Consider the following 25932-nt stretch of genomic DNA (forward strand, 5'->3'; position numbering starts at 1 on the left):
GCGGCGACTTCCAGAGCTCGGCTTCGCGCACACCGTGCGACGCTTCCGCCCGCGCGGCCAAGGTTGCGGGGGCGCTTCGGCCACTTTATGATGGGTTTTCAACCCGGTGACGCCCTGCTGCGGGACAAAAGCCTCGACTTTCGGCTCCCCATTGGGCACGACCCGGTTCCCCTCCTGTAAAACAAGTTGGACCCATGCTTCGAGGAATGCGGAAAGCCTCATCAAACTGGCTCGGCAAGACGATTATGGCCGTGGTGATGGGCGTTTTGATCGTCAGTTTCGGAATTTGGGGCATTGCCGACATTTTCAAGGGGTTTGGCCAGTCGACCTTCGCCAAGGTGGGCGGGACCGAGATTTCGGCCGAGCAGTTCCGCCAGATCTATACCGACCGCCTGCAGCAGCTTGGCCGTCAGTTCGGCCGCCCGCTGACGCCGGACCAGGCGCGCGCCTTCGGCATCGACCGCCAGGTGCTGCAGCAGACGCTTGCGGAAGCCGCGATGGACGAGGAAGCACGCCGCATGGGCCTCAATGTGTCCGATGCGGAGGTGCTGCGCGCGATCTACAACGATCCAAACTTCAAGGGCCTCAACAACCAGTTCGACCCGCAGCGTTTCCAGGCCGTGATCCGCAACTATGGCTATACCGAAGGTCGCTACATCGCCGAGCAGCGCCGCGTTGGCCTCAGGCGCCAGATCGCCGGCACCATCTCGTCCGGGATCGAGCCGTCGAAATCGCTGGTCGAGGCGCTGACCCGGTTCCAGAACGAGCAGCGTTCGATCGACTACATCACGCTCGGCGCCGCGCAGGCCGGAACCATCGATCCGCCCTCGCCCGAGGCGCTCGCCGCCTATTTCGAGGACCACAAGGCCCAGTTCCGCGCGCCCGAATACCGCAAGATCTCCTTCGTCGCCATCACGCCCGAGGAAATCGGCAAGTGGGAAACGGTGTCGGACGAGGACGCCAGGAAGATCTTCGAGGAGCGCAAGGACCGGCTCAGCACGCCGGAGAAGCGCGAGGTCTCGCAGATCGTGTTTCCGGACGCTGGCGAGGCGCAGGCCGCGCGCGGGCGGATCGCGTCGGGCACGTCGTTCGACGACATCGCCAAGGAGCGCAACCTCAATCTGGCCGACGTCGATCTCGGCCTGGTCGCGAAGTCGGCGATCCTCGATCCGGCCGTCGCCGATGCCGCCTTCTCCCTGGCCGCCGGCGAAGTCAGCCAGCCGGTGCAGGGCCGCTTCGGCGTCGCGCTGGTCAAGGTCGGCAAGGTCGAGCCCGGCGTGACCCCGAGCTATGAGAGCCTCGCCCAGCAGGTGAAGAACGAGATCGCCTCCGAGCGCGCCCGCACCAAGGTCGCCGACCTGCGCGACAAGATGGAAGACGAGCGCGGCGGCGGCGCCAGCGTCGTCGAAGCCGCGCAGAAGCTGAAGCTGACGCCCGTCACCATCGACGCGGTCGATCGCTCCGGACGGCTGCCGAACGGCCAGGTCGCGACCAACATCCCGCGCGGCCTCGACGTGGTGTCGCAGGCCTTCAACAGCGACGTTGGCGTCGACAACGACCCGATCCAGTTCAACGGCGGCTATGTCTGGTACGACGTGCTCGGCATCACGCCGTCGCGCGAGCGCAGCCTCGACGAGGTTCGCGATCAGGTCGAGGCCAAGTGGCGCGAAGACCAGATCTCCACCAAGCTGCGCGCCAAGGCGACCGAGATCGTCCAGAAGCTCGACAGCGGCGCCAAGCTCGCCGACGAAGGCGCCGCTGCCGGCGTCAAGGTCGAAACCGCGGCGAATTTCAACCGCGAGGCCTCGCTGCCTGCCGTGCCGGCCGGCGTGATTGCGGCGGCATTCCGGACCGCCAAGGACGGCGATGGACAGACCTCCGTCGCCGGCGGCAGCCAGTGGGTGGTCTTCCGCGTCACCAACGTGACGGTGCCGCCGGTCGACTTCGCGTCCGACGCGGCCAAGCAGCTCACCGAGGCGCTGCGGCGGTCGCTGAGCGACGAGCAGGTCGCGCAATATGTCACGAAGATCGAGTCCGATATCGGTGTGACCATCAACCAGGCAGCCTTCGCACAGGTGACAGGCGCAAATAATTGAGCATGATCGGGACAGCGCGACGACGCGCTGCGCGGCGATCAAGCTCCAACAACAGACCCTGAGCCAGCGAATGGACGACCTGAAATCGATCATCGGAAAAGTCGCCACCGGCGCTACGCTGACGCGTGAAGAGGCGGCGTCCGCCTTCGACAGCATGATGTCGGGCGAAGCCACGCCCTCGCAGATGGGCGGGCTATTGATGGCACTGCGGGTGCGCGGCGAGACCGTCGAGGAGATCACCGGCGCCGTCACGGCGATGCGCGGCAAGATGCTGCCGGTCACGGCGCCGGCGGAGGCCGTCGACATCGTCGGCACCGGCGGCGACGGCTCCGGCTCGGTCAACGTCTCGACCTGCGCGGCCTTCATCGTGGCCGGCGCTGGCGTGCCCGTGGCGAAGCACGGCAACCGCGCATTGTCGTCGCGCTCGGGCGCCGCCGACGTGCTGGCCTCGCTCGGCGTCAAGCTCGATTTGACGCCCGAACAGGTCGGGCGCTGCGTCAAGGAAGCCGGCATCGGCTTCATGTTCGCGCCCGCGCATCATCCGGCGATGAAGAATGTCGGTCCGACCCGGGTCGAACTCGCCACCCGCACCATCTTCAACCTGCTCGGCCCGCTATCGAATCCCGCCGGCGTCAAGCGCGCAGATGGTCGGCGTGTTCTCGCGGCAATGGGTGCAGCCGCTGGCGCAGGTGCTGAAGAACCTCGGCTCCGACAAGGTCTGGGTCGTGCACGGCTCCGATGGCCTCGACGAGATCACCCTCACCGGCCCGACCTTCGTTGCGACGCTCGAGAACGGCGAGATCACGACATCAGAGGTCACGCCCGAGGATGCCGGCCTTGGCCGCGTCGGCGGCGAGGCGCTGAAGGGCGGTGACGCCGATGCCAACGCGATCGCGCTCTCCAGCGTGCTGCAGGGCAAGCCGAGCGCCTATCGCGACGTCGCCCTGCTCAACGCCGCCGCCGCGCTGATCGTGGCCGGCCGCGCCAAGGACCTCAAGGAAGGCGTCGCGATCGGTGCCCAGTCGCTCGACAGCGGCGCTGCCGCCGCGCGGCTGAAGCATCTGGTCGCGGTTTCGAACGGCTGAGAGCGCGAAACATGTCCGATATCCTGACCAAGATCGAGGCTTACAAGCGCGAGGAGATATCAGCCGCGAAGCGCGCCCATCCGCTCGCCGAGGTCGAGGCGCAGGCCAGATCGGCCTCGGCCCCGCGCGGCTTCGTCCGCGCCCTCAAGGACAAGCATGCGCGCGGCGACTGCGCGCTGATCGCGGAAGTGAAGAAGGCCTCGCCCTCGAAGGGCTTGATCCGGGCCGACTTCGATCCGCCCGTGCTCGCAAAGGCCTACGAGGCCGGCGGCGCGGCGTGCCTGTCGGTGCTGACCGACGCGCCCTCGTTCCAGGGCCATCTCGACTTCATGGTTGCGGCCCGCGCGGCGACCAGCCTGCCGGTGCTGCGCAAGGATTTCATGTTCGACACCTACCAGGTGGCGGAGGCGCGCGCCCATGGCGCCGACTGCATCCTGATCATCATGGCCGCGCTCGACGACGCGGCGGCCAGGGAGATCGAGGACGCCGCGCTCGGCTACGGCATGGACGTACTGGTCGAGATTCACGACCGCGCCGAGCTTGACCGTGCCTTGAAACTTCGCTCGCCGATGATCGGCGTCAACAACCGCAATCTGCGCACCTTCGAGACCACGCTCGCGACCAGCGAGGCGCTGGCACCGCTGATCCCGCCCGACCGCCTGATGGTCGGCGAGAGCGGCATCTTCACGCCTGGCGATCTCGCCCGGCTCGAACGGGTCGGGATGTCGACCTTCCTGGTCGGTGAAAGCCTGATGCGCCAGCAGGACGTCACCGCGGCGACCCGCGCCTTGCTGACGCGGCAGGCCGCCCCGCGCGCCACCGCAACGCGCTGACGCAATGGCGCGGAACAGCAAGGGCAAGACCAAGGCCGAGCCTTCCGGCTCCGGCACCGCCCTCACCCATATCGACGCCAAGGGCGAGGCTCGGATGGTCGACGTCTCGGCCAAGCCCGCGACCGAGCGGACCGCGGTCGCCGAAGGCCGCGTCGTGATGAGCAAGGCGACGCTGGCGCTGATCGAAACCGGCCAGGCCAAGAAGGGCGACGTGCTGGCGACGGCGCGGATCGCCGGCATCATGGCGGCGAAGCGGACCTCGGAATTGATCCCGCTCTGCCATCCGCTGGCGCTGACCAAGGTCACGATCGACATCACACCCGACCGCAAGCTGCCCGGCTGCATCGTCCGCGCCAGCGTCAAGGTGACGGGGCCGACCGGCGTCGAGATGGAGGCGCTGACCGCAGTCTCGGTCGCATGCCTGACGATCTACGACATGGTCAAGGCGGTCGACCGCGGCATCCGCATCGAGGGCATCCACCTCGTCGAGAAGATCGGCGGCAAATCGGGGCACTATCGCGCCGGCGCGTGATCGCCGGTACGCACGCGACGGCCTGTCGCCAATGCCCGCAAGGTTTCATTAACCAATCTCGCTAACCCGCGCTCCATTTCGATTGGATACGACTTTCGCGGGCCGGGGGTGCACGAGACCTACTTCCGGGTGAAACACCTGGAAGCGATTGCGGCAAATGACTCCAAACGGCAGCGCCACGTTCAACATCAAATCGGTGATCGGCAGCGGTCCGATCCGCTGGCTGATCCTTGGCGGCGCCGTGCTGATGGCCGCGATCGCGATCGGCGCTACGCTGATGGCGGAGAATTTCCGCGATCGCGCCCTGCACAACAGCGAGCGTGAGCTCGAGAACACCGTACTGCTGCTGGCGCGGCATTTCGACCAGCAGCTCGACGATCTCGAAGTCGTCCAGCGCGACCTGATCACGTTCATGCGCGACAATGCAATCGCGACGCCGGAGAACTACAGGCGCCGGATGTCGGCCGCCGACATCCATGCGATGCTCAAATCCAAGATGGACGCGCTGTCCAATGTCGGCAGCCTCAACGTGTTCGACGCCGACGGCGTTCTGATCAACAGCTCGGGCGCCTGGCCGCTGCCGCAGGCCAGCATTGCCGACCGCCCCTACTTCCAGATCTTCAAGTCGAGCCCCTATTCGCCCGACATGCAAGTCGCGCCGGTGGTGAGCCGCATCACCGGAAACTGGACCACCGTCATCGTCCGCAAGGTCACCGGTCCGCATGGCGAATTCCTCGGCGTGGTCGGCCGCGGCATCGAGCCGGCGGCCTTCGAGAAGTTCTTCTCCACCGTGGCGCTCGGCGACGGCGCCGCGATCTCGATGCATCATCGCGACGGCACGCTGCTGGCACGCTATCCCCATGTCGAAGAGCTGATCGGGAGGAATTTCCGCAACGGTCCGGTCAATCAGCAGCAGGTTTTCGAGCTGCCGCAGAGCACGACGCGGCTCGCCAGCCCGGTCGACGGCAAGGACCGCCTGGTGTCGTCGCGGGCACTGACCAAATTCCCGATCGTCGTCGTCGCGACGAGCACCACCGAGGCGGCGCTCGCCAACTGGCGCGAGCAGATCGGCATCCTGATCGCGGTGACCAGCATCTCGGTGCTGGCGATCTCGATCCTGCTGACGCTGGTGGTGCGCAAGCTGGTGCAGCAGCATCGCGCCCAGCAGCAGCGCCTGACGCTGGAGAAGCTGCGGCTCGACACCGCCGTCAACAACATGACGCAGGGCCTGTTGCTGTTCGACGCCGCGCAGTGCCTGGTGATCTGCAACAGGCGCTATATCGAGATGTACGGGTTGTCGGCCGACATCATCAAGCCCGGCTGCAGCTTCCGCGACGTCATCGTGCATCGTCACCGGACCGGCTCGTTCCAGGGCGACGTCGAGCGCTACGTCAATCTCGTGCTGCGCGACGTCGGCATCCGCAACACCATGGTGATCACGACGCCCGACGGGCGCTCGATCCAGGTCGTCAACGAGCCGCTGGCCGACGGCGGCTGGCTTGCGACCCATGAGGACGTCACCGAGCGCCGCCGCGCCGAGGAGCGCATCACGCATCTCGCCCACTACGATGCGCTCACCGACCTGCCGAACCGCGCGCTGTTCCACGAGGAGATCAGGCGCGAGCTGCCGCATGTCACGCCCGACAGCCAGCTTGCGGTGCTCTATATCGACATCGACGAATTCAAGGGCGTCAACGACTCGCTCGGCCACATGGTCGGCGACGAGCTTCTCAAGTCCGTGGCGCGGACGCTGAGCGGCGTGATCGGCGACGGCGATTTCGTCGCTCGCCTCGGCGGCGACGAGTTCGCGATCGTGCAGACCGGGGTGAGGAGCGAGGCCGAGGTCGCCGACCTCGTCGCGCGCATCTACGAGGTGATCCGCGCGCCCTATCAATGCCTCGGCCACCAGGTCACGACCGACGCCAGCATCGGCATCGCACTGGCGCCGAAGGACGGCACCGATCTCGACCAGATCATGAAGAACGCCGATCTTGCGATGTATGCGGCGAAGTCGGCCGGCCGGCGCGTCTTCCGCTTCTTCGAGCCGGCGATGGATGCCGACGCCCGCGCCCGCCGCGAGCTCGAGATGGAGTTGCGGCAGACGATCGCCGCAGGCAGCGGGCTCGAAGTGCATTACCAGCCCTGCGTCGACCTGCGCAGCAACGAGATCACCGGCTGCGAGGCGCTGGTGCGCTGGCGTCATCCACAGCGCGGCATGATCTCGCCGGCCGAATTCGTGCCGATTGCGGAAGAGACCGGCCTGATCAACCAGCTCGGCGAGTGGGTGCTGATGACGGCCTGCAAGGAAGCCGTGAACTGGCCCGACCACGTCAGGCTCGCCGTCAACGTCTCGCCGGTGCAGTTCCGCAGCGGCACGCTGGCGCTCAAGGTGATCGCGGCGCTTGCATCGTCGGGGCTGTCAGCGAGCCGGCTCGAGCTCGAGATCACCGAGGCGGTGCTGATCCGCGACGACGAGAGCGCGTTGGCCGCGCTGCACCAGCTGCGCGCCATCGGGATCAGGATCGCGCTCGACGATTTCGGCACCGGCTATTCGTCGCTGAGCTACCTGAAGCGATTCCCGTTCGACAAGATCAAGATCGACCGCTGCTTCGTCACCGACATCGCCGATCCGCAAGGCTCGGCCGGCATCGTCGAGGCCGTCGTCAACATCGCCGCCGAGCGCAGCATGACGACGACGGCGGAAGGCGTCGAGACCGCGCAGCAGCAGCAATTGCTGCGCGAGCTCGGCTGCTCGGAAATGCAGGGCTATCTGTTCAGCCCGCCAAAGCCCGCCGCCCAGATCCGCGAGCTGCTGGCCGGGCATCGCCGCGGCCCCGCCGCGGGCGCGAGCACGGCGCGGCGACGCAAGCCGGTCGGCGCGGCGTAAGGCTGCTCGGAAGTCGGAGCCCGAGGGGCGCGCCCGCACGATTTCGGAATTTTGGAAATATACCCTGTAATTGCCCGACGTGTCAAATTGCCTGGTCGAGCGCCAGCCGCCACCGGCTCCTTTGCATGGGGTTGTTTTCGATATTTTGGCAGCCCGGATGGAGCCATCCGGGCTACAGGTTCTAGTTCGGCACCGGCCGCTTCTGCGCGGCCTTGGTGTCGGCGTTCTTGGCATCGGCGTTGACGGTGACGCCGCGCAGCTGGTTGAACGCCGCGGCCAGCGCCTTGTCGTTCTTCTCGTCCGGCGGGACGTAGGATTGCGAGCCGGTCTGCTCGGCGCCCTCGGCGGAGAGATGGCCGCGCATCGAGGCCTCGCCCTTGATCTCCGAGCGGGTCTTGAATTCGTCCGGCACGTCCTGCAGCACCTCGATGTCGGGCTTGATGCCGAGTGCCTGGATCGAATGGCCCGACGGCGTGAAATAGCGCGCCGTGGTCAGCGCCAGCGCGCCATTGCCGGTGCCGAGCGGAATGATGGTCTGCACCGAGCCCTTGCCGAACGAGCGGGTGCCGATCAGGGTCGCGCGCTTGTGGTCATGCAGCGCGCCGGCGACGATCTCGGAGGCCGAGGCCGAACCGCCGTTGATCAAGACGACGAGCGGCTTGCCCTTGGTCATGTCGCCGCCATGCGCGGTGAAGCGCTGGGTTTCCTCGGGATTGCGGCCGCGGGTCGAGACCACCTCGCCGCGCTGCATCAAGGTCGAGGTCACCGAGACCGCCTGGTCGAGCAGGCCGCCGGGATTGTTGCGGAGGTCGACGACGTAGCCTGTGAGCTTGTCCTGCGGGATCTGCTTCTGGATATCGCCGATCGCCTTGCGCAGACCCTCGGTGGTCTGCTCGTTGAACGAGGTGATCCTGATATAGCCGATGTCGCCGCCCTCGACGTGATACTTGACCGGACGGACGCGGATGATCTCGCGCATAATCGAGACCTCGATCGGCTTGTCGGCATCCTTGCGGATGATCTTCAGCCGGATCGAGCTGTTGGGCGCGCCCTTCATCTTGTTGACGGCCTGGTCGAGCGTCATGCCCTGGATCTGGTCGTCGTCGATCGAGGTGATCACGTCGCCCGACATGATGCCGGCGCGCGAGGCCGGCGTGTCGTCGATCGGCGCCACCACCTTGACGAAGCCGTCCTCCATGGTGACCTCGATGCCGAGCCCGCCGAACTCGCCATGCGTGGTCTCCTGCATCTCCGCCCAGCCCTTCTCGTTCATGTAGCGGGAGTGCGGATCGAGCGAGGAGATCATGCCGTTGATCGCGCCCTCGACGAGCTTGGCGTCCTCGGGCTTCTCGACGTAGTCGGTCTTGACCTTCTCGAACACCTCGCCGAACAGATTGAGCTGCGAATAGGTGTTGCTGTTGTCGGAATGCGCGGCGGCGTTGGCGACGGCGAACAGATGCGCGCCCTGCGGCGAGGCCACGAGCAGGGTGAGACACGCGCCCGCGACCGTCCCGAGCAAGAAGCCAACATGTTTGCGCATTATCCGTGATCCCTTCGCTAACGGCCGGCAACGTTTCGCAACATTCGGCCCCACCCCGACGCGGGGCACCACACAACGGCTTTTTGGTCGGATCAAGGCCGCCTTGTCACCGGACCATTACGGTCCTGTCACGGTGCCCGGATCGGCCTCTTGTCAGCCCCCTGTCAGCCTTTCGTCGGCCTTTGGCCCAGTCTCCCGCAACCCGTTCTGCCAGGTCGACGGCTGGGTGCCGAATCCGCGCTTGGCCCGCGTGCCCAGCCAGTAGCCGAACTGCGGAGGAACATTGCGGAACGGCCCCTCGACGCCGAGCTTGAGCGCGGCGTCCATCGGCCAGTTCGGGTTATTGAGGATTTCCCGGCCGACCGCGATCAAATCTGCTTGTTTATCACGCAGGATTTGTTCGGCCTGGTCTCCGTGGATGATCAGGCCGACCGCCATGGTCATGATATCGGCATGGGCGCGGACATATTCCGCGAGCGGCACCTGATAGTTGTATTTGATCTCCTTGCCCAGGATCGGCGCCATCTCGCTGATTCCGCCCGATGAGCAATCGATCACGTCGACCCCCTTCGCTTTCAGGATCCTGGCGAGCCGCGCGCTCTGCTCCGGGCCCCAGCCGGCGTTGTCCTCGACCGACAGCCGCACGAACAGCGGCTTGTGATCCGGCCAGTGCGCCCGCACCGCCTCGGTGACCTCGATCAGGAAGCGCATCCGGTTGGCTTCCGAGCCGCCATATTCGTCGCTGCGCTGGTTGGAGCGCCCGGAGAGGAATTCGTGCACGAGATAGCCATGGGCGCCGTGCAGTTCCAGCACCTCGAACCCTGCCGCATGGGCGCGCCGTGCCGCCTGCCCCCAGGCTGCGACGAGATCCTTCACCTCATGCGTGTCCAGCGCGCGCGGCACCGGCCAGCGCTCGCTATGGGCAATCGCGCTCGGCGCCACCGGCGTCCAGGCATCCCAGTCCTCGATCTCGGCGGTGCGCTCGAGCGGGCGATCGCCCTCCCAGGGCCGGCTCGCGCGCGCCTTGCGGCCGGAATGGCCGAGTTGGATGCCGGCGACCGCGTTCTGCTGCTTGATGAAGCCGACGAGGCGGCTGAGCGGCGCGATGAACTTGTCGTCCCAGATGCCGAGATCGCCGATCGTGCCGCAGCCGCGCCGCTCGACCTTGGTCGATTCGACGATCACGAGACCGGCGCCGCCGGCGGCGAACTTGCCGGCATTCATCAGATGCCAGTCGGTCGGAAAGCCCTTCTCGGCGGAATATTGGTGCATCGGCGGCACCACGATGCGGTTCTTCAGCGTGACGCCGCGGATCGTCATTGGCGAAAACAGCAGCATGTCGGACATCGCTTCCTCATTATGCGTCGTTACCCGGCGCGCGGGACGATCTTGTGTTTGGCGCGGACGATATACGCACCGCGCGATGGCCGATAGAGGCGCGCCGGCGGCCGCAATTGGCCGCTCAAACGGATCGCGGCATGGCAGCGCTGTAGCGGGCCGCGGCACGCTCGCCATGCCTGTTCCCTCGCGGCGATTTTTCGCGCGCATAGGAAATGATGATCGCGATACGTGTTGTCCCCGGCAACCCAGAGGAGGGACACTCATGAGGACCCGCACAATCGCACTGCTCATCGCCGGTGCCATGGCAACCGGCCCGATACTGGCGCAACACGCGGTTGCCCAGAACCTGCAAAACGAGGCCGACAAGGGTGCCAAGACCCGCAACTCCGGTGAATCCGGCTATGTCGGCGATCAGGACAGGCCCGGCGCGGCCGCAACGCCTCCGGGGCGCCCCGACACGGCCGCCGGTTCCCCAAACGCCACGACGTCTCCGAGCGGTCAAAGTTCCGGAACCGGAATCGCCGGCGCGCCGGGCAACAAGAGCGGGCCGCCCGCCAAGCAAGGCACGGTCGGCTCGAACTCGCAGAACCTGCATGTCCAGGAACAGGATTCGTCGAACATCAAGGGACAACCAGGCAACAAGAGCGGCCCACCCGCAAAGCGCTAGGCCGCGCGCCATGCTGACCAGGCGGCCGTGAACCGGAATGGCGCCGACAAAGCTCGCTTGGCTTGATCGGCGCCGGTTCGACCCGCGCCGTTGATCGAAGGTGCTTCGATCTATTGAGCGGCCTTCCGGCTCGCGGAGAGATCGGTCGGGCAATTTGCGCCGCATTCAATCGATTTCTTCTGGTCGGCAACGCGCCATACCAGCAACGCGACCAGGACAATGATGGTGACGGTGAGCTTGGCCAATGCGTCGTGGTTCAATGTCGGCTCCGCAGAACAATCGGCATAGCGAAAAAAATCAGCTGCAAGCAGAAATGTGACCCCGGCACCCTTTGGGGCCGAAGGCCGACGCTGGAGACGTCCACCAGGCCCGCATTCGATTCGGGCCGGCCGACGTCATGATGGTACGGTCTTGGCGCGGTCTGCAAGCTTCTCAGTGGCAGCATGGCACGGCCGGCCGCAGCCTGTCGGAACATTGTCATCGATGTGCGGTTCGGTGGTTGTCCTCTGATTCATTGCCCCAGAGGCACACACCACCTCCTGCGGCCCCAGCCGTCACGCTGGGGCCGTAAATCATTGGAGGTGCACCCGGACTGCCGCTCGGCGCGGGGGTGAGCGCAGCGGCTTCCGAGAACCACAATCGATTTGCGCTGGCACACCCGCAAGTGACGCTACTTGCCGACCTCGTACACGTCGGGATCGAAGCTCGAACTCGGATGGGCGAACGCGTGGCGCAGCGCCGGCGACATCGGGACGTTGTAATTGATACCTTTCGGCGGGGTCGGCGCTTCCAGCCACTTCCTGTACATGACCTCGATCTCGGGGCTCTTGTAGAGCTCCGCCGTGGCGCGGTCGGCGAGCGCCTTGAACGGGGTGTCCTCCCTGCGCAGCATGATGCCGAACGGCTCTGCCTTCGAGAACGCCTCCTCGCTGATCATGTAGAGCGAAGGCTGCTTCGATCGCGCGATCGCAACCGCAAGCTGGACGTCGTCGAGCGCGTAGGCCTGGGCGCGATCGGTCTCCAGCATCAGGAACGCCTCGGCCTGGTCCTTGGCCGGGAGAACGTTGATGCCGAGCTTGCGTTCGGTGTTGACCTTGATGAGCTGCGTGAGGTTCACCGAGCCCGCAACGGCGGTGACGGACTTGCCCTTGAGATCGTCGATCGTGTTGATCCCTGCGGATTTCTTGGCGGCAAACCGTGTCGCGCTGAGGAAATGCGTGTTGGTGAAGGTCACCTGTTTCTGGCGGTCCGCGCTGTTGGTGGTCGCCGAGCAATGCAAATCGATCGTGCCGTTGACCATCAGGGGAATGCGGTTCGACGAGGTCACCGGGAGGTAGTCGACGGCGATGTCGGATACGCCGAGCTCCTTCTTCACGGCATCGACGATCTTCAGGCAGATGTCGAGCGCAAAGCCGATCGGCCGCTGATTGTCGTCGAGATAGCTGAAGGGAACGGAAGCCTCCTGAAAGCCGAGCGTGACCTTCTTCGTCTCCTTGATCTTCTGCAGCGTGCCCGACAGCTCCTCGGCCGCCGCGGGGCTTGCGGCGAGCGTGAGTGCGAAGAGGATGGCGGGCAAACGCATCGGCGGCTCCTGTGCGGTGATCAGGCGGCGGTGATAGCGCACGCATGAGCCCGGAGCCAGATGACGGTGTGTCTAGCAGCTATCGCACTTTGCTATGGTCCGCCTGCCAGAGTTGCAGCCGCAGCCGCGAAGCATCCCTAGCGCTGCGCCCCACCTTCGAGCAGGCGATCGCCGACCAGGCGGACCGCGCCACGGGTCCAGGAATAATCGGCGCCCATCCGCAGGCCGCTGTCGCCGCGTGAGACGACCGCGCCGCTGCGGGCGTCGCGCAGCTGGAAGCCGATCGTGTATTCGGTCCGGCTGACCCGCCTGATCACGCCGATCAGCGATTGATCGGCGCCGAGCTGTTGCGCGATCGCTGCCTCGCAACCGTCGCAGTCGCGCAGCGCGCGCGCCTTGACGGGCTCGGCGGTCGCGCCGCCGGTGTCGACCAGGCGGTAGCGGCCCGACTGCGCAAGCCGGTCACGCACGCCCTTGGTCACATCGGCGAGGTAGGCCGCATCGGCGTCGGCAAGGCCGGATGCCGGCGCCGCGGAGGTGTCCTCAAGCTCGAATTCGAACACCGCAAGTCCGATCGGCGCAGCCGTGGCGGTCTGCGTCGGCGGCAACACGCCCGCGAGGACGCTGCGCACCTCGCGCGACACGAACACCCGTGCATGGTCCCATGCCTCGTCATTGTCGCCGCGAAACGTGTAGAGCTTTTCGTACAGCACGCGGCTCCCTTCAACATCGATGACCGCCACCTTGGCCCACTGCACCAGCGTGCTCATCTTCTGCACGCCGCCGACCACCTTGATCCGGGCCTCGCCTGCGGACGCCGCTGCTGGCACCAGGCGATAGCGCGGCTCCGCGGCGACGTCGGCGCGCAGCGCGCGCATGAACACGTCGAGCCGCTTCTGGTGCACGGCAGTCTGATCGAGGACCTCGCCCGAGGTGTCGACATAACTGAAATCATCGATGCTGACGCCAAGCTGAGATGCTGGCACCGTGCCCGTTTCGGCGCGCAACTGACAAGGTCCGGCCAGAAGGCCGGTCAACGCGAGGGCGTGCAAGACAAGACGGGATTGTCGCATGGTCTGGGCCTTTCGGGTGCTGGCGCGGGCGGGTCGGTCGCATCCTGGGCCAACTGGCCGCCGCGCCGCAGCGGAGTGCCTCCCGCCCGGCGCCGGGAAAATTTCACGACGATGGTCCGCGCCCAAAGAACGCCCAAGCCGGCGCTTCTCGGCGCCTCCGTTCTGCCGTTTAATGTGCGTGACGACCCTGCCCGCGATCGCGCGCCGAAGCCCGCCTTCGATCTTGAGGATACGCCAATGTGGAATTGGTCCGGAAGCGATCTGAAACTGCGGCTGACGTTGCGCGTGGCTATCGTCTCAACGCTCTGCTTTGCCGTCATCTCCGGCTATTTCCTGATCGAGGCCGACCGCTCGGTGCGCGGGCGGATCGCGGCCGTTGCCGATGTCGCCGCCAAGACGCTGGAGCTGCAGCAGAGCAAGATCCAGTGGCTGAACAATGCGCGTTCCGACTTTCCCGATCTCGACAGCGTTGCCGCGACGGTCATGACGCCGGGACTGTGCATCGCCTTTCGCAGCAATAGCGGCGAGATCAGCCAACGCTTCTGCGGCGGCGCGCAGACTGACACGGCCGCGCCGCCGCTGGCCTTCGCGGCGCTCTATCGCCGCCTGTTCGATCCCGGACGCGAGGCGGTGCAGCAGGTGGTTTCGCGCGGCATTGCCGTCGGCGAAGCGGTGGCCTGGATCGATCCGGCGGTGCCGACCGCCGAGGCCTGGCACGATGCCGGCCGGCTGATGGCGGTTTTCATGATCGCGCTGCCGTTGCTCTGCGCTTTGGTCTATGCGGCGCTGGCGCGCGCGCTGCGTCCGACGCGGCAGATCCGCGACGGGCTCGAGCGGATCGCCGCAGGCGACCTCGCCGCGCGCCTGCCGCCGTTCGATCTCGCCGAACTGTCGGCGATCGGCGATGTCTTCAACCAGCTCGCCGAGCGCCTCGCCGCCGCGCTCTCCGACCGCAACGCGCTGACGCAGAAACTGATCCTGGTGCAGGACGAGGAGCGCCGGCACCTCGCGCGTGAGCTGCATGACGAGTTCGGGCAGTCGCTGGCCGCAATCCGTGCGCTCGCCGCCTCGGCGCGCCAAACCGCGGCCGCGGATTGCCCGCCTTTGCTCGCCGAATGCGACGGCATCGCGCGGACCGCGACCGACATGATGGAGACGTTGCGCGGCGCCCTCTTCCGGCTCCGCCCGCCCGATGTCGACGAACTCGGACTTGCGGCCAGCCTCGAGGGCCTGGTCGCCGGCTGGAACGGCCGCAGCCGCGGACAGCCACGGTTCGAGATCACCATATCGGGATCGTTCGAGCGCCTGGTCGCCTCCGTCAGCGCCAATCTCTACCGCATCGTGCAGGAGGCGCTCACCAACGCCGCCAAGCATGCCGGCGCCACGCGCGTCATGCTGCGGCTTGAGATGCGCGAGGCGCCGCCTGGCGGCGGCGACAGCGCGATCGTGCTCGCGATCGACGATGACGGCCAGCCCGGCGATCCGCAAGGCGATCCCCAGCTCAGGTCCGGCCTCGGCCTGCTCGGCATGCGCGAGCGGGTCGCCGCGCTGGGCGGGCGGCTCAGCTTCGAGACCGGACAGCCCAGCGGCTCCTCGCTCCGCGTCATCGTTCCCGTCGCGGCCAGCCGAGAGGCCGCACCGGTGGAGCGCGCGGCATGAGCCACGCGGCGCGCACCATCATGCTGGTCGACGACCACGCCGTCGTCCGGGAGGGCTACCGGGCGATGCTGCAGAAGCAGCCGGGCCTCTGCGTCGTCGCCGAAGCCTCCGACGGCGTCGAGGCCTACCGCCTCTACAAGGACACCGGGCCCGACCTCGTCATCATGGACCTGTCGATGCCCGGCATCGGCGGCATCGAGGCCATCCGCCGCCTCCGGCAGTGGGACAGGCGCGCAAAAATCCTGGTGTTCACCATGCACCAGAGCGCGGCCTTTGCCGTGCAGGCGATCCGCGCCGGCGCGAGCGGCTATGTCACCAAGACCAGCCCGCCGGAGACGCTGGTGCACGCCGTGATGGATGCGCTGTCGGGCAAGATCGCGATCAGCCCGGATATCGACCACGAGCTCGCGCTCAGCCACCTTGCCGGCGAGACCAAGGCGGCCGACCTCCTGACCGCGCGGGAATTCGAGGTGCTGCGCATGCTGCTCGCGGAAAACACCACCGAGGAGATCGCCGAGGCGCTGCACCTCAGTCCCAAGACGGTCGCGAACCTGCATTCCCTGATCAAGGACAAGCTCGGCGTCGGCACCGATATCGAGTTGGTCCGCCTCGCGCTGCGGCAAGGCATCCTCACGCAGATCGATCTCGGCGAACGCTGAGCCCGCGGTGGCACCAGCCAGGCCGCGTACTGGCAAATCGAGCCGCATCTGCCTCCGGGCAAACCGAACATCGAGCCGGCATCGTCGAATGGCCGAGTCTCGAGAAAATCGCGTAACAGACCTCCAGGACAGCCTCGATGCTGGCTCGTCTGGGACATAGTTCAGAACCTGGACTACCTTGGTGGCCCTCGTGATGCTAAAGTTCTCGTCATGAAAGGCTATGGATCATTTTGCCCCGTAGCCAAAGCTGCGGAAATTCTCACGGAGCGGTGGACCCCGCTCCTGCTCCGCGAACTGTTGCTGGGGTCCCACCACTTCAACCAGCTTCGCCGCGGCATCCCGCAGATGTCGCCGACCCTCCTCTCCAAGCGCCTGCAAACGCTAGAAGAAGCCGGGCTAATCTCACGCAGATCAGGCGATAACGGGCATTGGGAGTACCATCCAACCCAGGCAGCCAGGGAAGCCAGGCCAATTATCGATGCAATGGGCTATTGGGGCCACAAATGGGCTCGCAGCCAGCTCACACCCAACGAACTTCACGCGGGCCGGCTCATGTGGAATATGCGCCGTTCGTTCGATCTAAGGCACATTCCATGCGACTTCGTTCTGTACATCGAGATTGCGGACGCTCGGCCAAAGCGCTGGTGGTTTGTTGTGAAGAAGGAGGAAGCCGATCTTTGCTGGGATGACCCCGGCTTCAAGGTCGATATCAGCCTCTATGCGAGTCTGCTGACGCTCGTGCAGATTTTCGTAGAAGAGATGCCGCTGCTACGGGCGTGTGAGCTCGGCAAAATCGAGATCGACGGTCCCAGGCATCTTGTGAACAGCATGCGGACTTGGTTCCCACGCAGCAAATATGCCGATGAGGCGCCGGCGGCCGCAGATCGAGTCTCAGCCAGTTGAGGATATCCAGTCCACTTTCTGGACTAGTGGTTCTGCTTGCCTCGGCTATAGCGTTTGCGAATGCGCTCCCGCGCTAAGCATCTCAGCTAAAGGAGGCAAAGATGAGCCGCCCTTCTCTTCCTTCATGCACCCTGTTGTTGATCTTTACTTGTACTTGCGTCAGTCCCGCAGGGGCAGCCCCACCTGCCGACGAACTTTCCTCGGCGGCTGCCAAATGGGATGCCGCCATCAACAACGCAGACTTCGATGCCCTGTTACCGTTGTATGCCGCTGACGCCAGATTGATGCCGCCTGGTGCGCAGCCAGTCACCGGCCCTTTGGCAATCCGTAATTTCTTTGCCGGGCGGGGAAGAAGCGTCAGAGATCACAAGGTTGAGTTGCTCGATGTGTTGCCCATGGGAAACTACGCCTACACCACCTCGCATTTCACGGCCACGCTAGTAATAAATGAGAAGGCGGCGCCAATTTCTGGCAGCACCGTGAGACTGCTTGAACGCCAACCCGACGGGCAGTGGAAGATAAAGTCTCATATCTTCGTCAAGGAATAGATTCGCGGGTGCCACAGCCACACGGTCAGCCACCCCGCAAGCCTGACGGCCCGCAAGTGACGGATGGTCATGCACCTTATTGGCCCTCAGCCGAAGACGGCATTGATCATCGGGACATCGGTTCATTGGGTAAGCCGGACGTCCCTCGGTTTGGTCGCCATTGCCGTGGCTGTCGCCAGATGTTCGATCTCGCCCAACGCTGGGCCCGCGGCGGCGCCAGCAACCAACCCTTGCGAGCCCGCCGGGGATTGGATAGCCTTCTGCTCGCGATGAGCTTCGCAGGCTCATTCGCCCCTCGCGCGACTGGCGAGCTTACGTGGAATTGACCACGGTGAAGCGCGAAGGGTTCCAACGCCGTTCGCCTGGGCAACCCGTTCAGCTGATGATCCAGCGTCTTAGGGAGCCCGCACCATGCCGTCATTCCGCAATCAACTCCATCTCAACGATTCGGAAGTTGCCCTTGCGCTCGAGGGCGAAGAGCGCCGCCAGCAAGACGGCGTCGAGCTGATTCCATCGGAGAACTACACCTACCCCGAGGTGCTCGAGCTGCTGGGATCGGTGTTCACCAACAAGTATTCCGAAGGTTATCCGGGACGCCGCTATTACGGCGGCCAGGAATTTACCGACCAGATAGAGAACCTTGCCCGCCAGCGCGCTTGCGCGCTGTTTCGCGCCGAACATGCCAACGTTCAGCCTCTGTCCGGGTCGCCAATGAACCAGGCCGTGTATCTCGGCCTGCTGCAGCCCGGCGATACGATATTGGCGATGGACCTGTCACACGGCGGCCATCTCACTCATGGCGCGCCGGTGTCGCACATGGGGCGGCTCTTCAACTTCGCCCGCTACAAGACGCAGCCGTCAAACGGCGGCGCCATCGATTTCGATGAGCTCCGCGCCATGGCCCGGCACGTCCGCCCGAAGCTGGTGCTGTGCGGCTACAGCTCTTATCCGCGCGATCTGGATTATGCGTCCTTCAAGAGCATCGCCGATGAAGTGGGTGCACTGACCATGGCCGACGTCAGCCATTACGGCGGCCTGATCGCCGGCAACGCCTTGCGCAATCCGCTCGATGCGGGTTTCGACGTGATGACGACGACATCGCACAAGACGCTTCGCGGGCCGCGCGGCGGCATCGTTCTTTGTCGCCGGGAGTTCGCCGGCAAGGTCGACGCGTCGGTGTTCCCGGGATTGCAGGGAGGTCCGCACATGAACGTTGTGGCCGGAACCGCGGTCACGCTGAAGAAGGCATCGACGTCCGATTTTCAGGCCTATGCAAGACTGGTCATGCGCAACGCGAAGGTCCTGGCCGAAGCGTTGATGGAACGTGGCATGACGTTGATCACCGGCGGAACCGATAATCACATGATGGTTGTGGATACGGTGGCCAGCGTCGGCGTGGACGGCGGCGCGGCCGAGAACATCCTCGACGCCGTCGGGATCACCGCAAACAAGCAGATCATTCCCGACGATCCGCGTCCGCCGCTCAAGCCGAGCGGCATTCGCCTCGGGACGCCGGCGGCGACCACGCGCGGCATGGGCGAGCCCGAAATGCGCCTCATCGCCGAACTCATTGCGGAATCCCTCCGGTCGAAGGGAGATGCAGCGGTCGTCAAGCGACTGAGGTCGAACAGCGTCGAGATGTGCCGCGCCTTCCCCGTTCCGGGGATCGCGCCGCCCTCATAGGCAGCCGAGCCGCGTTCCTGTTCCGCGTCCGTCGCGTCACTCGGCAGGTCGTGAAGGTTCCCGGGGGAAGGACCGGAACGGAAATCGATGCTGTTCGTTGGACCGCATGATCTCGAAAGACGGAGCGTCCCCGCCGTGACCCGGAAAACCTTGCAAGCACGCTCGGAACAGGCGCTCGTCGTCATCATTCTCAGCACCGGTGCGCTGATCGGTTACCTCGGCTTGGCGCTGTCCAGGCTGTGAGAGCTACGCCCGGCGGGCGTCAAGCCGCCGGCAAGCATCAAGTCGCATGGTGCGCTGAAAGCTAGTGCGTGCGTGCCACTGAGTTGCCCGACGCGGCAAGCCAAGCCCCGCAGCAAAAATATAGGGTGAAAAGAGCAAGGCTCGGACAGATCATGTCGCGAGAATGCGGATGTTTGACGCACAAGCGACGACACCCGCCGTCGTCCCGGCGAAGGCCGGGAGCCATTACCCCAGATCTCAATTGTTGCGCGACGCTGCGGCCACGATCCCGTTCCTGATCAAATGCGGTGGTTATGGGTCCCGGCCTTCGCCGGGACGACGGTGGTGTGCGCGGGAACAGTCTCGCGATGAATGCAACGCCACGTACAATCCACGCACCGGTCACTGAAATCGAGGACATTGCCGCCTGCCCGCAATTCTCGTACACGGTTTCATGCAATGACCTCGCAATTCACTCCCAACTCCGTCGACGTGCTGCTGTTCGATATCGGCCGCGTCGTGCTCGACATCAACTTTGACAAGGTGATGGCGCACTGGGCGCAGCATGCCGGGTGTGCGCCCGCCGAGCTCGCCACGCGCTTTGTCGTCGACGACAGTTTCAAGCATCATGAGATCGGCCGGATCGACGACGCGGCTTTCTTCGAGAATCTGCGCCGGACGCTCGGCATCAACATCACGGACGCCCAGTTCCTCGAAGGCTGGAACGCGATCTTCACCGGCGAGATGCCGGGCATCGCCCCGCTGCTCGCGGCGGCCGCCAAGCGGATGCCGCTCTACGCCTTCTCCAACACCAATCCGGCCCATGTCGCGCATTTCTCGGTCACCCACGCCGACCTGCTCAGCCATTTCCGCAACGTCTTCCTGTCCTCGAGCATCGGCTTCCGCAAACCCGACGCCGAGGCCTATGATCATGTGGTAAAAGCCATCGGCGTGCCGGCGTCGCGGATCCTGTTTTTCGACGACCTGGCCGCCAATATCGAAGGTGCGCGGGCCCGCGGCCTTTATGCTATCCACGTGACATCGACGGATGACGTGGCAAGGGCTTTGACCGCACTTGGAATTTGAAGATTAGGAATTGAGGAACTCTGAGCGTGGCCCTGATGCCGGTTGCCGATGCCCTGTCCGCCGTCCTCGCCGGCGCCGAACCGCTGCCGGAGGAGATGGTCGCGCTCGATGCCGCCTACCACCGCACGCTTGCGCACGATCTCGCGGCGCTCCGCACCCAGCCGCCGCAGCCGATGTCGGCGATGGACGGCTATGCGGTGCGCGCCGCCGATGCGGCTGATCTAAAGGCCCGGCTCAAGGTGATCGGCGAAGTCGCCGCCGGCCGGCCGTTCGAGCGGACGGTCGGCGCCGGCGAGGCGGTGCGGATCTTCACCGGCGGCGTGATCCCCAATGGCGCCGACGCGGTGATCATCCAGGAGGACACCGCCGTCGACGGCGACCACATCACGATCACGGAGGCCGCCAGCGTCGGGCGGCACATCCGCCCGGCTGGGGTCGACTTCCGTGAGGGCGAGGTGCTGCTCGCCGGCGGCAGCCGCCTGTCCGACCGCGCGCTGTCGCTGGCGGCCGCCATGAACTATCCGGAACTTGCGGTGCGCCGCCGCCCGAAGGTCGCGGTGCTGGCGACCGGCGACGAGCTGGTGATGCCGGGCTCGCAGCCCGGTCCCGGCCAGATCGTCTATTCCAACGGCTACGCGCTGCGGGCGCTGGCGCGCGCCGAAGGCGCCGAGACCGTCGACCTCGGCGTTGCCGCCGACACGGTGGAGGCGACCACGGCGGGCATCCGCCGGGCGCGCGAGGCCGGTGCCGATGTCCTGATCACGACAGGCGGCGCCTCGGTCGGCGACCACGATCTCGTCAAGCGGTCGCTGGAAGCCGAGGGGGTCGAGATGGCGTTCTGGCGGATTGCGATGCGGCCCGGCAAGCCGATGATGCATGGCCGGCTCGGCGCGATGCGGGTGATCGGCCTGCCGGGCAATCCGGTGTCGTCCTATGTCTGCGCCTTCCTGTTCCTGGTGCCGTTGATTCGGGCGCTGAGCGGCCGGAAAGTGATTCGTCATCGCCGCGCGAGCGCCCTGCTCGGCCGCGACCTCGCTGCCAACGACCAGCGCGAGGACTATCTGCGTGCGCGGCTCGAAGCGCGCGAGGACGGCAGGCTGATCGCAACGCCGGTGACGCAGCAGGACTCGTCGCTGCTCGGGAATCTCGCTGCGGCACGGGCACTTCTCGTGCGTCCGCCGTTTGCGGCAGCTGCCGTCAAGGGCAGCGAATGCGAGATTCTGACACTGCCCGAATAGGGTTTTCGCGCCCCGCCGATTGTGCGTTGCCCGACACGTTCACCGGAAATTAAGTGGTTGCGGAACACATATCGAACATATAGTGTCCGTTCATGATTTGTTTCGAGTACTGGTGTCTACATTCGGGAAGCTGCATGGAAGCAGGTGCATTGAGCACATGCTCCTGAGGTCAGGCCCGGCCTGCAGGCCCCACCAGAAGAGTCTCGGAATCGAACGACGCTATCAACCGGGGGAATACTCGAGATGCTCACGCGCAAACAGTACGAACTACTGCGTTTCATCAATGAACGTCTGAAAGAGGCGGGCGTACCGCCCTCCTTCGACGAGATGAAGGATGCGCTCGACCTGCGCTCGAAGTCCGGTATCCACCGCCTGATCACTGCGCTGGAGGAGCGCGGCTTCATCCGCCGCCTGCCGAACCGCGCCCGCGCCATCGAGGTCATCAAGCTGCCCGAACTCTCGGCCGGCGGCGGCAACGGCCGCCGCGGCTTCACGCCCAGCGTCATCGAAGGCACCCTCGGCCGGCGCGCCAGCACGCCGCCGATTGCCGAGGACGACGGCAACCGTCCGGTCGCGGTCCCCGTGATGGGCCGGATCGCCGCCGGTACGCCGATCGAGGCGCTGCAGACCCGCAGCCACACCATCAGCGTGCCGCCCGACATGCTCGGTGCCGGCGAGCACTATGCGCTCGAGGTGCGCGGCGACTCGATGGTCGATGCCGGCATCCTCGACGGCGACATGGCGCTGATCCAGCGCAACGACGTCGCCAATACCGGCGACATCGTGGTGGCGCTGATCGACGAGGAGGAAGCCACCCTGAAGCGCTTCCGCCGCCGCGGCGCATCGATCGCGCTCGAGCCGGCCAACACCGCCTATGAAGTGCGCATCCTGCCGCCGAACCGGGTCCGCATCCAGGGCAAGCTGATCGGCCTTTATCGCAAATACTGAATTGCAAATACTTGCGGCGGCCGGGAACGAGCAACACGTCGGATCGTTCCTTGCATGATAGTGTAGCGTACGGCCTGCCCGATGCGCTCCGATACCTCTCGCGCAGCGTCGCGTGTTTGTGATCGGAGCGATCTCGGACCAGTCGTACAATCGCCCAGAAACGAGCAGACGCTCGTTCGCTATCGTCCACTCTGGTAGAGGCCCTAATGCCTCAAGGAGAGGCACGGGTCGCTACCTCGAAATGAGGAGCCATCCGATGTGTGACTATAGTCTGCACGCCGTGGCATCGCGCCCCGCCATTGTCGGAGAGACGCTGATCACGACGACGTTCCGCGGCACGTCAACCCGCGGCTTTGCTTCGGAGAATGACCCCACTGTCGCGGTCTGCATGCTGCCGGGCACCGAGCTCGCTTTCGCCGAGAACGTTCGCTACGACAGCCGCTGGATCTGGACCAAGACGCTGAACTATCGCGTCGGCGTGTTCAACGAAGTCGAGCCCGACGTGCCCGATCGGCATCATGACGCGGTCGAATTCCCCGACGGCAGCCATGTGCTGGTGACCCAGCTGGTCGAGGGACAGCGCGTCAGCGTGCTGCAATTGCCGGCGCTGCATCCGCCGGTCGAGCAGAAGCCGAAGGTTGCGGAGCGGCGGCCCTCCGCATTCGCAACGCTGTTTTTGGGTTGAGCGCATCGTCGCCGCGGAATGAGCTGTTCGGCGGCGGATGACCTAAGCAATTTCGGGCGACCCCGGACTCCCGCTTCCGGGGCGCAGAAGGAGATTTGCGTCGGCTGGCACCTTGGCGCATCATCGGGTACGGAGGACGTGCGCGGTGGTCGATAAGGTCACATGGCAAAAGGCTGGACGCGTCACGGAACCGGGCCGCTACATGTTCCGGTTCGGTTGGCTGACGGTAACGGCCGACGACCTGAAAGTCTGGGAGCAATTTCCCGAGGCTTCCTTCACTCTCGTCAAGAAGCCCGACGCCGGCCCCGACTCCGACGAATACCATCTCGGCCTGTTCGAGCTGCCAAGCGCGCCCTTGCCGGACCACGGCTAATCATCGCCCTGCAGATCGGTCTCGGCCGGCGTCGCATCCACCGCAGGCCGCGGCGCGGGGGCGCGTAGCGTCGTCTCGCTCTCGCCGTCGCCGGGAACCGCCGGCGACCACGGCCGGTCGATCCCGCCGGGCTTGACCGCATCGACGACGTAGCCGTCCCTGCTCCGCCGCAGCACCAGCGCGCCGTGGCGGCGCAGCCGCTCGGCATCGATCACCGATGCCGCGCAGCCCTGCGGCGCCCGCCGCGCCGTCACGATCAGGGCTGCGCGCTCGCAGTCGTCCGCCAGCGCCTCCGACCGGGTCGCCAGCGCGACGAAGGTGCCGCCGGGTCCCTGGGTCACGCAGCCGCCGGCATCGCACGAGACGCCCTCGCCGAGCGACGCATCGGTGGCGGTGCGCGCGTCGGCGTCCGCCGCCAGCCACTCCTTGACCAAAAATGCATCCTTGGCGCTGTGCATCAGATGCAGCCGTCCATCACCGCCACGCACCGCGACATTGCGGCCGTCGCCCGAGATCAGCACGTCCGGCTGCGGCACCCTGAGCGCCCAGACCGAGCCACCAGCAGCAGCACCGCACCTGACCAGCGCAGCGGCGTGCGCAGCAGCCCGAGCAGGATGATGCCGGCGCTCGCTGCGATCAGCGGCCCGATGCCGAACGCCGCCATGCGGCCGACCGCGCCCGGGAGTGCGGCGACCCATTGCGTCACCAGGATCATCCAGTCGATGCCAAGACCCATGATCGCCCAGAACACGCCGTCGAAGCCGAACGGCATGGCGACGAGCCCCAGCAGGCCGGCCGGCATCACGACCGCCGAGACCACCGGCATCGCCGCGAGGTTGGCGAGCAGCCCGTAGGGCGTCACGCGGTGGAAATGGAACGCGGCATAGGGCGTCGTCGCCAGCCCCGCCACCAGCGAGGCCAGTATCAGCATCGTGAGCTCCCGGCCGCCCCACAGCGCGACGCGCGCGGTCGCCGAATGGTCGGGCGACGCCAGCAGGTTCGGCAGCCCGATCTGCACTAGCGCCACCAGCCCGAGCGTTGCCGCAAACGACATCTGGAAACTGGGATGCACCAGCGCCTCCGGCGCGATCGCGAGCACGATCAGCGCCGCCACCGCCAGCGTCCGGAAGGTGATCGCGCGGCGGTCGACGATCACGGCGAGCAGCACCACGGCGGTCATGAAGAACGACCGCTGCGTCGCAACCTCGGCGCCCGACAGCAGAAGATAGAATGCGGCGGCGACCAGCGCGGCCGCCGCCGCCCATTTCTTGATCGGATGCGCCGCCGTCAGCGCCGGAAACAGCGCGAGCAGCGCGCGCACCGCGAAGAACACGACGCCGGCCACCACGGCCATGTGGTAGCCGGAGATCGACAGCACGTGGCCGAGCCCCGAGATGAACATCGCATCGTTGACCGGCGTCGAGATCGCGTCGCGCCGGCCGGTGAGCAAGGCGGTTGCGATCGCGCGCTGGTCGCCGTCGAGCGTGGTGCGAATCCGCGCGTCGATGGCGTCGCGCAGGCCCTGCATGAAGGCGGCGTAGCGCAGCGCAAAGCCGCCGGTCGCAGGCGGCTCCCTGGTCTTGACCGCGCCCATCACGAAGCCGGAGGCGCCGATGCCCTGGAAATACAGGTCGCGGCCGAAATCATAGGAGCCCGGGCGCTGCGGCCCGAGCGGCGGCATCAGCCGTGCCTTCAATTCAACGAAGCTGCCGACATCGGGCGCGGTGCCCTTCTTCACCGAGAGCCGGACCCGATCGAGCTTCGTCATGTCGCGCGGGCTCTCCATCGAAACCACACGCAGCACGAAACGATCGGTCTTCTCGCGGATGTCGCGCGTCTCGACGAAGCCGGTCAGCGCCACCGAGAACATCGGCCGCGCCAGCACCGTGTGAGCGACGCGCGCCGTCTTCCAGGTCGCCGTCGCAAAGCCCGCGGCCACCGCGGCCAGCAGCGCGATGACGGGAAACACGCTGCGCCGCCGCAGCAGCAGCGCCAGCAGGCAGAGCAGGATTGCGACGGTGGCCGCGACCGACAGCACCGGCTCGTGCTCGGCCGCGAAATAGAACGCGATGCCGGTGCCGAACGCCACCGGCACCCAGGGCAACAGGCGGCCAGCGCCGGCCTCGGCGCGCGCCCATTGCCGCAATGTCTCGACGAGAGGCTTCCAGATGCCGGCGCGCGCCGGGAGAAAGCCGCCGACCGGCGCAGCCGTGCGCGGCGGCCACGTCCCCGCGTAGCCGCGTTTGCCGCCCGGCGTCGTGCCCTGCTCCGCCATTCCGCTTGCGATCCCTG

21 protein-coding genes, 2 pseudogenes and 1 riboswitch are annotated in these 25932 nt (G+C 66.0%); of the genes and pseudogenes, 17 read left to right on the forward strand and 6 right to left on the reverse strand.

Translation table 11 applies throughout. The annotated features are described in order from the left end of the window. Window positions 1-194: 194 nt before the first annotated feature. The 5 genes and pseudogenes from ACVMB1_RS13940 to ACVMB1_RS13960 all read left to right on the forward strand — a co-directional run bounded on the left by ACVMB1_RS13940 (window position 195) and on the right by ACVMB1_RS13960 (window position 7433). Window positions 195-2096 carry a peptidylprolyl isomerase gene (locus ACVMB1_RS13940; protein ID WP_200844501.1) on the forward strand — a complete coding sequence of 634 codons (1902 nt, stop codon included), beginning with the start codon at window positions 195-197 and terminating at the stop codon, window positions 2094-2096. A gap of 70 nt (window positions 2097-2166) precedes the next feature. After that, window positions 2167-3181, forward strand: a pseudogene (trpD, locus tag ACVMB1_RS13945) (anthranilate phosphoribosyltransferase). Between the two features lie 11 nt (window positions 3182-3192). Next, window positions 3193-4014, forward strand: a complete 822-nt coding sequence (gene trpC / locus ACVMB1_RS13950; RefSeq protein WP_141342673.1) for an indole-3-glycerol phosphate synthase TrpC — start codon at window positions 3193-3195, stop codon at window positions 4012-4014. Between the two features lie 4 nt (window positions 4015-4018). Then, window positions 4019-4546 (forward strand): cyclic pyranopterin monophosphate synthase MoaC, encoded by a 528-nt coding sequence (gene moaC, locus ACVMB1_RS13955; protein ID WP_050384518.1) that lies wholly within the window; start codon window positions 4019-4021, stop codon window positions 4544-4546. 157 nt (window positions 4547-4703) lie between these two features. Further along, window positions 4704-7433 (forward strand): bifunctional diguanylate cyclase/phosphodiesterase, encoded by a 2730-nt coding sequence (locus ACVMB1_RS13960; RefSeq protein WP_456848675.1) that lies wholly within the window; start codon window positions 4704-4706, stop codon window positions 7431-7433. A 181-nt stretch (window positions 7434-7614) separates the two neighbouring features. Here ACVMB1_RS13960 and ACVMB1_RS13965 read toward each other — a convergent pair whose 3' ends face one another. After that, window positions 7615-8973 (reverse strand): S41 family peptidase, encoded by a 1359-nt coding sequence (locus ACVMB1_RS13965; RefSeq protein ID WP_076825437.1) that lies wholly within the window; start codon window positions 8971-8973, stop codon window positions 7615-7617. Window positions 8974-9126: 153 nt separating this feature from the next. Then, window positions 9127-10320, reverse strand: a complete 1194-nt coding sequence (locus tag ACVMB1_RS13970; RefSeq protein WP_141343141.1) for an NADH:flavin oxidoreductase/NADH oxidase — start codon at window positions 10318-10320, stop codon at window positions 9127-9129. Between the two features lie 256 nt (window positions 10321-10576). Between ACVMB1_RS13970 and ACVMB1_RS13975 the strand changes: the two genes are divergently transcribed. Next, on the forward strand, window positions 10577-10981 hold the full coding sequence (locus ACVMB1_RS13975; protein WP_168855874.1) for a hypothetical protein: 405 nt from the start codon (window positions 10577-10579) through the stop codon (window positions 10979-10981). A 110-nt stretch (window positions 10982-11091) separates the two neighbouring features. Here the strand turns inward: ACVMB1_RS13975 and ACVMB1_RS13980 are convergent, their stop codons facing one another. The 3 genes from ACVMB1_RS13980 to ACVMB1_RS13990 form a co-directional block, all read right to left on the reverse strand. Then, window positions 11092-11226 (reverse strand): hypothetical protein, encoded by a 135-nt coding sequence (locus ACVMB1_RS13980; RefSeq protein WP_016843810.1) that lies wholly within the window; start codon window positions 11224-11226, stop codon window positions 11092-11094. Window positions 11227-11651: 425 nt separating this feature from the next. Beyond that, a complete protein-coding gene (locus ACVMB1_RS13985; RefSeq protein WP_168855875.1) occupies window positions 11652-12563 on the reverse strand; it encodes an amino acid ABC transporter substrate-binding protein in 912 nt (303 codons plus the stop codon). Between the two features lie 137 nt (window positions 12564-12700). Beyond that, on the reverse strand, window positions 12701-13636 hold the full coding sequence (locus ACVMB1_RS13990; RefSeq protein WP_456814424.1) for a DUF2380 domain-containing protein: 936 nt from the start codon (window positions 13634-13636) through the stop codon (window positions 12701-12703). Window positions 13637-13873: 237 nt separating this feature from the next. On the opposite strand from ACVMB1_RS13990, the gene ACVMB1_RS13995 reads away from it, so the two are divergent. The 11 genes from ACVMB1_RS13995 (at window position 13874) to ACVMB1_RS14045 (ending at window position 23640) form a co-directional block, all read left to right on the forward strand. Beyond that, the gene (locus ACVMB1_RS13995; protein ID WP_168855877.1) at window positions 13874-15295 is read left to right on the forward strand and encodes a sensor histidine kinase; all 1422 of its coding nucleotides are present in this window, start codon (window positions 13874-13876) and stop codon (window positions 15293-15295) included. Next, window positions 15292-15954 (forward strand): response regulator, encoded by a 663-nt coding sequence (locus ACVMB1_RS14000; RefSeq protein ID WP_253623837.1) that lies wholly within the window; start codon window positions 15292-15294, stop codon window positions 15952-15954. The genes ACVMB1_RS13995 and ACVMB1_RS14000 overlap by 4 nt, the downstream gene beginning before the upstream one ends. A gap of 210 nt (window positions 15955-16164) precedes the next feature. Next, on the forward strand, window positions 16165-16857 hold the full coding sequence (locus tag ACVMB1_RS14005) for a winged helix-turn-helix transcriptional regulator (RefSeq protein ID WP_168855879.1): 693 nt from the start codon (window positions 16165-16167) through the stop codon (window positions 16855-16857). Between the two features lie 101 nt (window positions 16858-16958). Further along, window positions 16959-17405, forward strand: a complete 447-nt coding sequence (locus ACVMB1_RS14010) for a YybH family protein (RefSeq protein WP_168855880.1) — start codon at window positions 16959-16961, stop codon at window positions 17403-17405. A 289-nt stretch (window positions 17406-17694) separates the two neighbouring features. Beyond that, a riboswitch (ZMP/ZTP riboswitch) is annotated at window positions 17695-17780 on the forward strand. A gap of 36 nt (window positions 17781-17816) precedes the next feature. Further along, on the forward strand, window positions 17817-19088 hold the full coding sequence (locus ACVMB1_RS14015; protein WP_456814425.1) for a serine hydroxymethyltransferase: 1272 nt from the start codon (window positions 17817-17819) through the stop codon (window positions 19086-19088). 87 nt (window positions 19089-19175) lie between these two features. Then, the gene (locus ACVMB1_RS14020; RefSeq protein WP_200844552.1) at window positions 19176-19331 is read left to right on the forward strand and encodes a hypothetical protein; all 156 of its coding nucleotides are present in this window, start codon (window positions 19176-19178) and stop codon (window positions 19329-19331) included. A gap of 438 nt (window positions 19332-19769) precedes the next feature. Beyond that, window positions 19770-20396 (forward strand): HAD family hydrolase, encoded by a 627-nt coding sequence (locus ACVMB1_RS14025; protein WP_057016509.1) that lies wholly within the window; start codon window positions 19770-19772, stop codon window positions 20394-20396. A 26-nt stretch (window positions 20397-20422) separates the two neighbouring features. Further along, window positions 20423-21634, forward strand: coding sequence for a molybdopterin molybdotransferase MoeA (locus tag ACVMB1_RS14030; protein ID WP_168855883.1), 1212 nt, complete (start codon window positions 20423-20425; stop codon window positions 21632-21634). Between the two features lie 243 nt (window positions 21635-21877). After that, on the forward strand, window positions 21878-22582 hold the full coding sequence (gene lexA, locus ACVMB1_RS14035) for a transcriptional repressor LexA (protein ID WP_016841600.1): 705 nt from the start codon (window positions 21878-21880) through the stop codon (window positions 22580-22582). 256 nt (window positions 22583-22838) lie between these two features. Then, window positions 22839-23267: a hypothetical protein gene (locus ACVMB1_RS14040; RefSeq protein WP_050384855.1), complete on the forward strand. Its 429-nt coding sequence runs from the start codon at window positions 22839-22841 to the stop codon at window positions 23265-23267. Window positions 23268-23412: 145 nt separating this feature from the next. Next, entirely contained in the window at window positions 23413-23640 is a 228-nt protein-coding gene (locus ACVMB1_RS14045; RefSeq protein WP_076825420.1) for a hypothetical protein, read from the forward strand. On the opposite strand, the pseudogene ACVMB1_RS14050 reads toward ACVMB1_RS14045, so the two are convergent. Next, a pseudogene (locus ACVMB1_RS14050) lies at window positions 23637-25915 on the reverse strand (ComEC/Rec2 family competence protein). The gene ACVMB1_RS14045 and the pseudogene ACVMB1_RS14050 sit on opposite strands and share 4 nt — an antisense overlap. Window positions 25916-25932: the final 17 nt, after the last annotated feature.

Source organism: Bradyrhizobium sp. USDA 4504, assembly GCF_054063995.1.

Excerpts from the sequence above, each read along its gene's own strand:
- moaC (WP_050384518.1), top strand. The coding sequence starts at position 4,019 with ATGGCGCGGAACAGCAAGGGCAAGACCAAGGCCGAGCCTTCCGGCTCC.
- ACVMB1_RS14010 (WP_168855880.1), top strand. The coding sequence starts at position 16,959 with ATGAGCCGCCCTTCTCTTCCTTCATGCACCCTGTTGTTGATCTTTACT.
- ACVMB1_RS13970 (WP_141343141.1), bottom strand. The coding sequence starts at position 10,320 with ATGTCCGACATGCTGCTGTTTTCGCCAATGACGATCCGCGGCGTCACG.
- ACVMB1_RS14000 (WP_253623837.1), top strand. The coding sequence starts at position 15,292 with ATGAGCCACGCGGCGCGCACCATCATGCTGGTCGACGACCACGCCGTC.
- trpC (WP_141342673.1), top strand. The coding sequence starts at position 3,193 with ATGTCCGATATCCTGACCAAGATCGAGGCTTACAAGCGCGAGGAGATA.
- ACVMB1_RS14025 (WP_057016509.1), top strand. The coding sequence starts at position 19,770 with ATGACCTCGCAATTCACTCCCAACTCCGTCGACGTGCTGCTGTTCGAT.
- ACVMB1_RS14015 (WP_456814425.1), top strand. The coding sequence starts at position 17,817 with ATGCCGTCATTCCGCAATCAACTCCATCTCAACGATTCGGAAGTTGCC.
- ACVMB1_RS13960 (WP_456848675.1), top strand. The coding sequence starts at position 4,704 with ATGACTCCAAACGGCAGCGCCACGTTCAACATCAAATCGGTGATCGGC.
- ACVMB1_RS14020 (WP_200844552.1), top strand. The coding sequence starts at position 19,176 with ATGCTGTTCGTTGGACCGCATGATCTCGAAAGACGGAGCGTCCCCGCC.
- ACVMB1_RS13985 (WP_168855875.1), bottom strand. The coding sequence starts at position 12,563 with ATGCGTTTGCCCGCCATCCTCTTCGCACTCACGCTCGCCGCAAGCCCC.
- ACVMB1_RS14040 (WP_050384855.1), top strand. The coding sequence starts at position 22,839 with ATGTGTGACTATAGTCTGCACGCCGTGGCATCGCGCCCCGCCATTGTC.
- ACVMB1_RS13995 (WP_168855877.1), top strand. The coding sequence starts at position 13,874 with ATGTGGAATTGGTCCGGAAGCGATCTGAAACTGCGGCTGACGTTGCGC.
- lexA (WP_016841600.1), top strand. The coding sequence starts at position 21,878 with ATGCTCACGCGCAAACAGTACGAACTACTGCGTTTCATCAATGAACGT.
- ACVMB1_RS13990 (WP_456814424.1), bottom strand. The coding sequence starts at position 13,636 with ATGCGACAATCCCGTCTTGTCTTGCACGCCCTCGCGTTGACCGGCCTT.
- ACVMB1_RS13975 (WP_168855874.1), top strand. The coding sequence starts at position 10,577 with ATGAGGACCCGCACAATCGCACTGCTCATCGCCGGTGCCATGGCAACC.
- ACVMB1_RS13940 (WP_200844501.1), top strand. The coding sequence starts at position 195 with ATGCTTCGAGGAATGCGGAAAGCCTCATCAAACTGGCTCGGCAAGACG.
- ACVMB1_RS14005 (WP_168855879.1), top strand. The coding sequence starts at position 16,165 with ATGAAAGGCTATGGATCATTTTGCCCCGTAGCCAAAGCTGCGGAAATT.
- ACVMB1_RS13965 (WP_076825437.1), bottom strand. The coding sequence starts at position 8,973 with ATGCGCAAACATGTTGGCTTCTTGCTCGGGACGGTCGCGGGCGCGTGT.